Below are 11,909 nucleotides of genomic sequence, written 5' to 3' on the forward strand. Positions count from 1 at the left end.
CAATAACCATTAACCATTAACCAAATAACCCCTAACCAAATAACCCCTAACCATTAACCAAATAACCCATAACCAAATAACCATTAACCAATCACCATTTAACAAATAACCAATAACCAAATGGAAATAGAATCATTAAAATTCCCTGTTGGCCGATTTTCCGCACCAAAAGAAATTACTGGCCAACAACTTGAAGAATGGGTTGGAATCATAGAAGAATTCCCTGCCTTACTCCGTGCAGCAACAGATAAACTTTCAGAAGAACAATTGGACACACCTTATCGGCCTGAAGGATGGACGGTGAGGCAGGTAGTGCATCACTGTGCCGACAGTCATATGAACAGCTTTATCCGGTTCAAGTTGGCGCTTACTGAGGATCACCCAACCATCAAACCTTATCATGAAGATCTGTGGGCGGAATTGGCAGATGCCAAAAACCTGCCCATAGAATCAAGTTTGAAGATTTTGGAAGGATTACATCACCGTTGGGTAGTGTTGATCAAATCACTTTCAGAAGCGGATTTGCAGAAAAACTTTTTCCATCCTGCCAACAAAAAAACAAGCACCTTGGCTACCACCATAGCTTTGTATGCCTGGCATTCAAGTCATCATTTGGGGCATGTGAAGTTGGTGAGTGAGAGATTTAGATAGGAAAGTTGAGAAATACCAAGAAGTACAGCAACTGTTCGACAAGGAATTTATACAGCAATGCGGATTGGATGGGTATGTTGATTATTGAGAAATCTAAAAACTTATCGAATCCCAAATCATTTAAATTAGCCCTGAAAGGGCAAAATAACAAAGGGATGGGTGAAGCCCATCCATAATTCATCAGATAATTCCCTTAAGCCCTGAAAGGGCGGGATCATTTTCTTTCTTGTCCTTAGAGATATTTCGCCCCTTCAGGGCTTTTTCCGAACATTTCTTACTATTACGATGGGCTGCACCCATCGCTGGGGTATTTCGCACCTTCAGTGCTGTAACTTTTATACCAACATTTAAACATCCTGCCTCCGATCCAATTGCATTCAAAAAGACAACCAAGACCCATAATATTGGCATTTCTAAATACCAAGCCTATCTAGATAGTTTTTGATAAATTTGCTAATTGCCTGTTACATCCGTCTTCGGTCTTCGGTCTTCCAACCCAAAACCAAGGATTTTTCCTCCAAGAAATGTAGAGGTTGCGCATATACTCATTTATCTATACCCCGCATTAATTTCCCCCAATGCCTCAACACCCGGACAAAGATCTGTTTCTTTCAATTTATTCAAAGGTGTACTGCAAGTACTTAAGGTGCCATGAAGGTCTTTCCATTCGGTATTGACATAGAGTAAGCCTGTAAGGATTTCATTTTTTGTTCTTGCATGCTGAAGGGCATTTGCTACAGAAACCCTGTCTTCCGGATTCCAATCTGTTGCCAATTTATTCAGTTGGATCAAGGTGCCATCGTGCATCGCTACTCGGGTCGACTTGCCTTTTTCGTAATTGGTTTTGATTTCGGGCATTTCCGGAACAAAGTCCAAAGTCGAAGTGGCTTCAATATGTTCCCTCACATAGTCGTAGGATTTGGTAGAACCGGGATTGTTGTTGAAAGTCACACAAGGAGAAATCACATTGAGAAAGGCAAATCCTTTATGGTGCATGGCGGCCTTGATGAGCGGAACCAATTGCTGCTTGTCCCCGCTAAAACTCTGAGCCACAAAGGTTGCTCCCAATTCTATCGCCAAACTCGCTAGATCGATAGCTTGAAATGGATTGACGGAACCGGCTTTGCTCCGCGAACCTTGGTCTGCGGTGGCAGAATCCTGTCCTTTGGTCAGGCCATAGCAGCCGTTGTTCATCACGATATAGACCATATTCAGATTTCGCCGGATGACATGGACAAACTGCCCCATGCCGATAGAGGCTGAATCCCCATCCCCTGAAACTCCAAAATACACCATGTCCTTATTCGCCATGCTTGCACCTGTGGCCACGGAAGGCATACGCCCGTGGACAGAATTGAAACCATGTGAATTGCCCAAAAAGTAGGTAGGGGTTTTGGATGAACAACCGATTCCGGAGATCTTGGCCACTTTATGTGGTTCTACAGACATTTCAAAACATGCCTGCACGATGGCGGCGCTGATGCTGTCGTGGCCACAACCTGCGCAAAGTGTAGACAGCGAACCTTCATATTCCTTTTGGGTATAGCCAAGTTTGTTTTTTGGAAGTTTCGGATGTCTAAAGAGCGGTTTCAGATAACTCATGGTGTTGGGTATTTTCTAGGTTTAAATGCTTTAAAATCTGGTTTTTGATGGCATCAGCTGTGATCGGCATGCCTTCATAATTCAAGACAGGGATCAATTTGGCAGGATTGGTTTCAAGTTCCATGATCATCATGCTGCGCAATTGGGCATCCCGGTTTTGCTCTATGACAAAAACAGTCGAATGGGAATGAATGAATTGAACCACCTCTTCACCAAAAGGGAAAGCTTTGATCCGGATCGCATCTACGATGATTCCATTTTCTTCCAAAATGTCTTTAGCTTCCTCTGCCGAAAAAGTGGATGTTCCATAGAATAGAATCCCTACTTCTGACTTGTTTTCTTTTTGGTACAAATGGGCTTTCGGAACAATTTTCTTCGCCGTTTCCCATTTGACCATCAATCGGTCCATGTTTCGTTTGTAGGCAGCACCATCTTCGGTGTAGGCAGCGTATTCATCCCGTGAAGTTCCTCTAGTAAAGAAAGAGCCTTTGGTAGGATGCGTGCCCGGATAGGTCCTGTAAGGAATACCGTCACCATCCACATCCAGATACCTTCCAAACCGGCCGATATGCTCTAATTCCTCCGCATTGAGTACTTTTCCACGGTCATACTTTCTTTTTTGATCCCAATGAAAAGGCTCACTGATGTGGTCGTTCATGCCAAGGTCCAGATCTGTCATGACCATGATCGGCGTTTGAAGGCGCTCGGCGAGGTCAAAACTTTCGGCTGTCATCTCAAAGCATTCATGGGGAGTAGCGGGGAAAACCAAGACATGTTTTGTATCTCCGTGGGAAGCATAGGCGGCAAGTAGAATGTCCGATTGTTGTGTTCTCGTGGGCATGCCTGTACTAGGTCCGGTTCTTTGGACATCTATGAGGACAGCAGGTACTTCAGCAAAGTAAGCCAAACCTAGAAACTCATTCATCAAAGAGACTCCGGGACCGCTTGTCGCAGTAAATCCCCGGGCACCGTTCCAATTGGCACCGATAACCATCCCCATGGCGGCGAGTTCATCTTCGGCTTGGATGATGGCAAATCTTTTTTCGCCTGTTTCAGGATCGGTCCTGTATTCTTCACAATAATGTTCAAATGCCTCTGCCACCGAAGTGGAAGGCGTGATCGGATACCATGCCATGACAGTGGCACCTCCATAGACTGCACCAAGGCCACAGGCAGTGTTGCCATCTACCAGGATTTTGTCTTTGATGAGGTTCCTTCTTTCAAGATGGAAGTTTAGAGGGTACTCGAAATTTGCTTCGACATAATCCATTCCAAGTTTCAGGGCTTGGATATTGGCGTCGATCAGTTGCTTTTTACCTTCAAATTGTTCTCCGACCAATTTTTCGATTTCGGAATAATCCATGTTTAACAATTTGGCCAAAGCTCCTACATAGATGATGTTTTTAAGGAGTTGTCTTTTCCTTGGATCTGAAAATGCCTCATTGGACATCTCCATCATAGGAACACCGAGATAATGGATGTCTTCTCTGAAATAGGGGGCTGGGAGTTTTTTGGTACTGTCATACATAAAATAACCACCAGGCTTGACACTTTTCACATCCTGTGCCATGCTTTGGGGATTGACAGAAACCAAAATATCGATACCTTCCCTTCTCCCGAGATATCCCTTTTCACTGACACGCACTTCATACCATGTCGGTAATCCCTGAATGTTGGATGGAAAGATGTTTTTTGGAGTAACCGGTATTCCCATTCGGAAAATGGCTTTGGCAAACAGGTAGTTTGCACTCGCCGATCCGGTGCCGTTCACATTGGCAAAACGGATGATAAAATCATTGACTGCTTTTGTCATTTCTCTATAAGGGGTAACGGGGTGATCATTTGATTGGCTTTGGTCGTGTTGTAGAGGAATTTTTGCATGTCCCAAGCTGAGGTAGGGCATCTTTCTGCACAAAGACCACAGTGTAGGCATACATCTTCATCTTTGACCATGACACGACCTGTTTTTAATTCCTTGGAAACCAATAAATCCTGGGTTAGATTTTCTGCAGGAACCAAGAGATTCTGCCTTAGTTCGGGTTCTTCTGCATTGATGGTAAAAGTGATACAGGAAGTAGGGCAGACATCCATGCAGGCATCACATTCTATACACCTGTCTTCTGTAAAAACCGTCTGCACATCGCAGTTGAGGCATCTTTGGGTTTCTTTGTAAGCTGTTGCGATATCAAAACCTAATTCAACTTCTTTCTTTCTGTCTTTGAGGGTTTGGGATTTTTTGGCTTGGGGTACGATATACCTTTGGTCAATAGCCACACCGCTGTCATAACTCCACTCATGGATTCCCATCTTTTGGCTGACAAGGTTGGTGTAGGGAGAAGGCCTGTCATGTACGTCCAATCCTTCACAAAACAGGTGGATCGATACTGCCGCTTGGTGGCCTTGGGCTACAGCTGTGATGACATTTTTGGGTCCAAATGCTGCGTCTCCACCAAAGAAAACCTTGACATTGGTGGATTGGAAGGTGACTTCATCCACCACCGGCATTCCCCATTGGTCAAATTCTAGCCCTATATTTCTTTCTATCCAGGGGAAACTGTTTTCTTGTCCAATTGCAATCAATACTTCATCTGCTTCAATGAAAACTTCATCTTCTTCCGTTGGAAGAAGTTGCCTTTTGCCGTTTTCGTCATAGACGGGTTTTACCTTCTGGAATTTCATCCCGATGAGTTTTCCGTCGTTGACTTCAAAACTCAGCGGAACATGGTTATCAATGATATTGATGTCCTCATGAAGGGCATCTTCTTTTTCCCAAGGGGATGCTTTCATCTCGTCAAACGGGCTTCTGACCACCACTTTGACTTCTTTACCTCCCAATCTTCTGGAGGTTCTGCAGCAGTCCATGGCTGTATTGCCACCTCCAAGTACGATTACTTTAGATGCGATAGATTTGGTATGTTCAAAAGCTACACCTGCAAGCCATTCTATTCCGATATGGATGTTCTTGTCTCCTTCTTTTCTTCCGGGCAATTTTGGTAAGTCCCTTCCTTTTGGGGCTCCTGTCCCAACAAAAACCGCATCATATCCACCCTCCAATACTTCCTTCAAACTCTTGACATAAGTCAGAAATTGGGTATGAATCCCAAGGTCAAGTATGAAATTCACCTCTTCATTGAGCACTTCTTCAGGTAGTCTGAAAGAGGGAATCTGACTTCGCATCATTCCTCCGCCGGCTACCTGCTCATCAAAAAGATGGATTTCATATCCCAAAGGAGCCAAATCCCTTGCAACCGTTAGTGATGCAGGTCCACCGCCGATCAGGGCGATTTTTTTTCCGTTAGATGGAAAAGGACCTTGAGGCATGTATTGCCTGACATCACCTTTGTTGTCCGCAGCGACTCTTTTGAGCCTGCAGATGGCGACTGGTTCCTCTTCGACCCTTACCCTGCGGCAAGCAGGTTCACAGGGTCGGTCACAAGTCCTTCCGAGGACGCCTGGAAAAACATTGGATTCCCAGTTGACCATGTAAGCTTCAGTGAATCTTTCTGCGGCGATGAGTCTGATATACTCAGGTACAGGAGTGTGTGCGGGGCAGGCGTATTGGCAATCCACTACCTTATGGTAGTATTCAGGGTCTTTGGTATTGGTAGGCTTCATGGTTAAAATGGGTTTGATGTCACTTTCCCAATTTTTGTTGAAAAAAGACAAAGCTTCTTAAAGCTAAGAAATTTCAGAATTTAATGCAGATACATTTGATATAAAATTATAATTTATTTTGGTGGTTGATAAATATGCAAAATCTCATATAATTTTGATTTAGAAATTTATCGATTCATAAAAGGGATTTGGCTATGAAACTCCATCAAAAAACATTCATCATTACCGGGGCTACAAGTGGAATGGGAAATGCAATAGCCTTGGATTTTGCGAAAGAAGGGGCAAATCTAATTCTGAGTGGGAGGGATGAACAAAGAGCCAAGACTTTGAAGGCAAAAATAAATGCTGCAGGAGGAAATGCTGAATTTTTAGCAGGAGATGTTGGAGATATTCAATATAACAGCGACCTCGTTTCTTATGCCATACAATCTTTTGGGCAATTGGATGGCTTGGTGACCAATGCCGGAATGCTAGGTTTGGGTTCTGTGACCGAATTGGAGCCCTCAGATTGGGACAAGACATTCAGAACCAATGTCGACTCAGTGTTTTATCTTCTCAAATTTGCCTTGCCTGAATTGCTCAAGAGGCCGACTGCTGCTGTAGTCGTCAATTCCTCGATTGCTGCTTACAAATCTTTTCCCAATCATCCTGCCTATTGTGCTTCAAAAGCAGCTTTATTGGCTTTGGCAAAACAAATAGCGGTGGATTATGGGCCTTCTGTAAGGATAAACACCATGTGTCCCGGTCCTGTGGATACACCTTTTATCCATGCTTCCGCCGTTGCATTCCCTGATCCAATCCAAGCAGTGTCCAATGCCGGAAAAGCAACCTTGCTCAAAAGGCTCGGCCTACCCCAAGATGTTTCAAAACTTGCACTTTTTCTGGCCTGCGATGATTCTAGTTGGATTACCGGAAGTGCATTTACGATCGATGGGGGGATTTTGGCAGCAGGGTAATCATTTTTAGGTCAAACCTTATTCAGCAACCTGTGCAGGTCTTCTTTGAATTGTTTTCCTATAGGGATCAACTTCCCGCCAATTTCCACATGTGATTCTGCCACAGCATCAAGTTTTGAGAAATTGACCACAAAGGAGCGGTGTACTCGTACAAAATTCTTCTGATCAAGTTTTTCGCAAAGTTTGCTTAGCGGGCTGACAATCAAATAATTTTGATTGGTAAGAATGATTTTGCAATAATTCCGTTCTGCCTCAATGTACATGATCTCCTCCAGCAAAACCTTGATAAGTTTGTTTTGATTTCTGATAAAAATCCTGTCTCCCTGATATTCCACCAAAGTATCATTGGAAAATATCTCCTTATTTTTTTCTAAGACCTTTTCTTCTACCAGTGCTATGGTTCTTTCCAAGTCAAGTTTTTTGAACGGCTTGGCGATAAATGCAAAAGGATGGGTTTCTCTGGCTTTGGAAAAGGTAGCATCATCTACATTGGCGGTAAGGTAAATGATGGGGATATCAATATATTGTTGGATATTTTTGGCAGTTTCAATTCCGCTTATTTTTCCTTTAAGCTGAATGTCCATCAATATCATATCGGGTTTGTTTTCCAAGGCATGGTGTACAGCTTCTTCACCTCTGGATTCCAATCCAGTCACCTCGTATCCAAGATTGGTCAGCTGCAAACCGATGTTGGCAGCGATAATCATGTCATCTTCTACAATTAGTATTCGTGTTTTCTGGGTCATGCGGCTTTATGTATTTGGAATTCAAAAAAGATTTCTGTCCCCGGGTTGGAAATTAGGGTCATTTTCCCATCGAGTTGTTTGGTAAGAAGACTGATGAGTTGAGACCCAAAACCCGATCCTTTGATTTCAGGTTTATCGCCTATTCCGATCCCATTATCAGAGACTTGAAGCAAGAGATGCGAATTTTTTTCCGAGAGTGATACTTTAATTATTCCCTTATTTTCATTTGGAAAAGCGTATTTTAGGGAATTTGACAATAATTCATTGACAATCAGTCCAATAGGTATAGCCTGGTCAATTTCAAGGTCTAAGGTATCCATGTCACAAACCAATGAAATGCGCATTGAGGCATTGAAAGTATCGATGATGTATTCACCTAGGTTAAGAAAAAAATCCTTCATTTCTATGGTTTTAAGGTCTCTTCCCTGATAGAGTTTCTGATGAATCAGTCCTATGCTATGCACCCTGTTTTGGGTTTGTTCCATGATACTTTGGAATTCTTTATTTTCAATTTTGGCTGTCTGAAGAGCAAGAAGGCTTGAGATCGTTTCAAGGTTGTTTTTGACCCGATGGTGAATTTCTTTGAGCAAATGTTCCTTTTCGAGATTTTGCTTTTCTAAAAGCATGTTGTATTTTTTTCGACGGACCAAGACAACATATAAAATGCCTAGAATAACAACCAAAAATCCTGCTAGGGTAAGGATGAAAATCTGCAACATTTTTTGTTTTTCCAATCGGGCCTCTTGAAGGTTTATTGTATTTTCTTTTTGGGAAACATCCATTTCAGTTTGTAGCAGTGAAATCCTTTGGTCAGCCTCTGCCGTAAAGACGATTTGCTTGAGCGCGTCATAAGTCCTACTTGCTTCCAAAGCCTTGGCAAATTTTTTATCACCCTCATAGGCCTTACTTAGTTCAAGGTACACAAGGCTCAAATAATACTTATCTCCAAAATCTTTTGTGGCTACCCGGATGCTTTTTTCTAAAAATTTGATGGCATGGGAGAAATCTCCGATGCTATTGTTGGATTTTCCCAATGAAAGCAAAGACCGCATGATCATAAAATCATTTTCCAATAATTCGGCATACTTCAATGCCTCCAAGCCTGATTTTTCGGCAGCTATATAATCACCTTTCTGATTGTATAAATCTGAAAGTGCGATATAGGTGTCGCTTAGGTTATTATAAAACCCATACCGCTCTCCGATGCTGATTGATTCTTGGAAATAGGCCAATGCTTCCTCGTACCTATTGAGTTTGATCAGGTTATTTCCGATTACATGAAGGGTAAAGTCATAATCGAGGTCATATAGATTTCTTTTCTTAAAAAGTGCAATGGATTTCAAACCATATTCCAAACCGATACTGGATTTTCCCTGTTTCCAAAAAAGGTTGCTCATGTCGGAATATGCCATTGCAATTGCTTTTTTATCCCCGTATTTTTCCCCTATTTTGAGGGTTTTTGATGCATAATCAAATGCCTCTCCCAAATTCCCTCTTCTTTCAAACACATAGCCAAGGTTGGTGTAAAGGAGCCAAGATTCACTTTCTGGAATTTTTTCAATCGCACTTTTGAGCACCATCTCAGCCCAATCCAACTCATCAAGTCTTAGAAGGATAGCCCCCTGCGAAACCTGTAATCTACCCTCCCAATACTTATTGTCAATTCTTCTTGCTTCTTCAAGTCCTCGGTTGATGATAGACAGTGATTTTTTAAGGTTTCTTGAATGGGTCAAATACCCTAGATCGTTTAGGACTTTGATCCTTAAGGTATCATTTTGGATTTTTGAAAGGCCTTTTTCTAGATTTTCGAGGTATTCTGATCCAAAATCATCCGATTCTACAAATACCTGCTTATAATTGACTTTCTCATGTGAGAAAAACAATTGGGCCTCGGTACGGAGGGTTATCGTAAAAAAAAGAAAAACAATAATCCATTTCATTTATGAAATATAGCATATTATTTATATCAAAATATTTAAATAAACCGATTATTATTCCTCGGTAATTTTTAGGCATCATTCGGACAGTATAAGGGGTCATTTGTCCTAGATCCATTTTTAATATTAATTAGGATGCTTTAATTAGATCATTCTAATGCCTGAAAGGGAATCATCAATTGGAAAAGAAGTGATTTGATTTCTTTGAATTCAAAACCAACAACCCTTAAAATTCTAACCCCAGCCAATCCTATTTTACCTAATTATGAAATACTTCATGTTAATAGGAATTTTTGTTTTGACTTTGGTTGGTTGCACATCCAAACAGAGGTATAGCCAAGATTCTCCTGAAATTGACACAGTAAAATCGCTTTTTGAAAACTATCTAACAGGAAATTGGGATGCTTATAAATCTCATTTTGCTGATAATGCCAAGATATTCATCAATGTAACAGAAAAAAATCCCGCAAACATTCAGGAACTGATTGCACAGCAAAAAATGGAAATTGAAGGTTTGTCCTCTTATTCTATAAATACAGAAACCCAAACTTTTGAAATGATACTCGATGACAAAGAAGAAACCTGGGTAAACTATTGGGGGGTTTGGAAAGGGACCCTTGCCGCAACGCAAGAGATATTTGAGATCCCGATCCACATTACCTTCCAATTCGTCGATGGTAAAATTGTCAAAGAATTTGGGTATTGGGATAACTCCAAAATTACAATGGCAGTCATGAGGATTTCCATAGCAAAAGCATCAAAATCGTTGGATAAAGCTTCAGATTAAAAAATAAATATTCTGCAGCCTGGACTCTGATATCGGCCGGCAATTTTTATTGACCATGAGAAATTAAATAAACCCTTGTTGAATAAATAGTGAAAATTCAAATGAAACGGTTTGGATTTTAGTTGATGAGAACATCGGGGTAGGGCGCCAATATTATAATAGAGGAGCTCTGTCCCGATACTTGTTTTTAGGTCATTTATTTCTCAAAAAAAGTCACTGATGCTAGCAAAAGAATTTAACTCCACGCTGATTTCTATTGAAACCGCTGAGCGAGTGACTTCGCTTGATGTGATGCGAGGCATTGTGCTTTGCGGAATCTTATTGATGAATATCAATGGCTTTGGTTTGTCAGGGGCCTATAATGACCCGACAGTGTCCGGTGGTGCAGAAGGCTGGAATTTAGGGACATGGGTCGCTGCAAACATGTTTTTTGAGGGTACCATGAGGGCATTGTTTTCTCTTTTGTTTGGGGTAGGTATGTTTATTCTTTTGGATAGATTAGAGAAAAAAGATGCCGGAATAAGGGCAGCAGACATTTATTTCAGAAGGTTGTTGTGGCTGTTGGTTTTTGGTTTGGTTCATGGCTATTTGTTGTTATGGAGGGGTGAGATTTTATTTGAATATGCCCTGATGGGTTATTTTGTTTATTCTTTCAGAAGGATAAGTCCTAAATACCTGGTCATGATTTCAGTCTTTTTGTTCTCCATCGGAACTCTTTGGAATTATGTGGATTACCGGAAGGATGTGGCAATGATGGATCAAGTGGCTTTGGCTGAAACCTACAAGGTGGAAGAAACACCCCTTTCCAAAGAAACAAAAGATGCCCTCAGCAGATGGGAGCAAAAGCTATATGACCGTTCTCAGGAATTTATTGATTTTGAAAATGAAAGTATGCGGAAGGGGTATGTGGATGTGGTGTTTTTTTTAGCTCCTGTCAATACTTATTTCAATACCTATTTCTCTTACAGGTATGATCTGTGGGACATCTTACCCATGATGCTTTTGGGAATAGCACTGTTCAAATGGAAAATTCTTTCAACTGAAAAATCATATGGCTTTTATGGTCTGATGGTTTTGTTTGGATATGGGATTGGGTTACTGGTCAACTACAACGAAATCACCTCCATTATAGCTAGCGATTTTTCTTATGTAGGTTTTTCAAAATCCAATATCACCTATGACCTCGGTCGTATTCCTGTCGCTATGGGGCATATCGGTATGATTATGGTCTTTTCCAAATTACCTGCCTTCGAATGGCTCAAGCATAGCTTGGCGGCAGTAGGGAAAATGGCCCTGACCAACTATCTCATGCATTCTGTGATATGCATGTTTGTATTTACAGGAGTCGGTTTTGGTCTGTTTGGAAAGCTGCAGCGATTTGAACTGCTATATGTAGTGTTTTCCATCTGGATTTTTCAAATGATCCTAAGTCCGATTTGGCTGAAGTATTTCCATTTTGGACCGATAGAATGGATGTGGAGAAGATTGAGTTACCTACAAAATCCGCCTTTTTGGAAAGTTTAGGCAGCTATTTTTAGGATCATTAACAAGAAATACCCTTTTGCCTTTTGGCTTGGATATCAAAAATATTGACAAAATGAAAAAACGGGAAAGC

At 41.4% G+C, this 11,909-nt stretch carries 9 protein-coding genes; 4 read left to right on the forward strand and 5 right to left on the reverse strand.

Annotation, left to right across the window (positions count from 1 at the left end; genetic code table 11):
* Nucleotides 1-120: 120 nt before the first annotated feature.
* Nucleotides 121-651, forward strand: coding sequence for a YfiT family bacillithiol transferase (locus tag MMU07_RS01520; RefSeq protein ID WP_241124067.1), 531 nt, complete (start codon nt 121-123; stop codon nt 649-651).
* Between the two features lie 549 nt (nt 652-1,200).
* Here MMU07_RS01520 and MMU07_RS01525 read toward each other — a convergent pair.
* Genes MMU07_RS01525 through MMU07_RS01535 form a run of 3 tightly spaced genes read right to left on the reverse strand, consistent with a single transcriptional unit; the run spans nt 1,201 to nt 5,868 of the window.
* A complete protein-coding gene (locus MMU07_RS01525; RefSeq protein WP_241124068.1) occupies nt 1,201-2,253 on the reverse strand; it encodes a 2-oxoacid:ferredoxin oxidoreductase subunit beta in 1,053 nt (350 codons plus the stop codon).
* On the reverse strand, nt 2,228-4,066 hold the full coding sequence (locus MMU07_RS01530) for a 2-oxoacid:acceptor oxidoreductase subunit alpha (RefSeq protein WP_418884497.1): 1,839 nt from the start codon (nt 4,064-4,066) through the stop codon (nt 2,228-2,230). Before MMU07_RS01530 ends, MMU07_RS01525 begins: the two co-directional genes overlap by 26 nt.
* Nucleotides 4,063-5,868, reverse strand: a complete 1,806-nt coding sequence (locus tag MMU07_RS01535; RefSeq protein WP_241124069.1) for an FAD-dependent oxidoreductase — start codon at nt 5,866-5,868, stop codon at nt 4,063-4,065. The genes MMU07_RS01530 and MMU07_RS01535 overlap by 4 nt, the downstream gene beginning before the upstream one ends.
* A 194-nt stretch (nt 5,869-6,062) precedes the next feature.
* Here MMU07_RS01535 and MMU07_RS01540 point away from each other — a divergent pair, with 194 nt between their 5' ends.
* Nucleotides 6,063-6,824, forward strand: a complete 762-nt coding sequence (locus MMU07_RS01540; protein ID WP_241124070.1) for an SDR family NAD(P)-dependent oxidoreductase — start codon at nt 6,063-6,065, stop codon at nt 6,822-6,824.
* A gap of 11 nt (nt 6,825-6,835) precedes the next feature.
* Here the strand turns inward: MMU07_RS01540 and MMU07_RS01545 are convergent, their stop codons facing one another.
* Both MMU07_RS01545 and MMU07_RS01550 read right to left on the reverse strand, forming a co-directional pair.
* A complete protein-coding gene (locus MMU07_RS01545; protein WP_241124071.1) occupies nt 6,836-7,570 on the reverse strand; it encodes a LytR/AlgR family response regulator transcription factor in 735 nt (244 codons plus the stop codon).
* Nucleotides 7,567-9,510 (reverse strand): tetratricopeptide repeat protein, encoded by a 1,944-nt coding sequence (locus MMU07_RS01550; protein ID WP_241124072.1) that lies wholly within the window; start codon nt 9,508-9,510, stop codon nt 7,567-7,569. Before MMU07_RS01550 ends, MMU07_RS01545 begins: the two co-directional genes overlap by 4 nt.
* Before the next feature lie 262 nt (nt 9,511-9,772).
* Between MMU07_RS01550 and MMU07_RS01555 the strand changes: the two genes are divergently transcribed.
* Nucleotides 9,773-10,294 (forward strand): nuclear transport factor 2 family protein, encoded by a 522-nt coding sequence (locus MMU07_RS01555; RefSeq protein WP_241124073.1) that lies wholly within the window; start codon nt 9,773-9,775, stop codon nt 10,292-10,294.
* Between the two features lie 219 nt (nt 10,295-10,513).
* The gene (locus MMU07_RS01560; protein WP_241124074.1) at nt 10,514-11,818 is read left to right on the forward strand and encodes a DUF418 domain-containing protein; all 1,305 of its coding nucleotides are present in this window, start codon (nt 10,514-10,516) and stop codon (nt 11,816-11,818) included.
* Nucleotides 11,819-11,909: the final 91 nt, after the last annotated feature.

This window comes from Cognataquiflexum nitidum (genome assembly GCF_022538055.1).
Taxonomy (GTDB): domain Bacteria; phylum Bacteroidota; class Bacteroidia; order Cytophagales; family Cyclobacteriaceae; genus Cognataquiflexum; species Cognataquiflexum nitidum.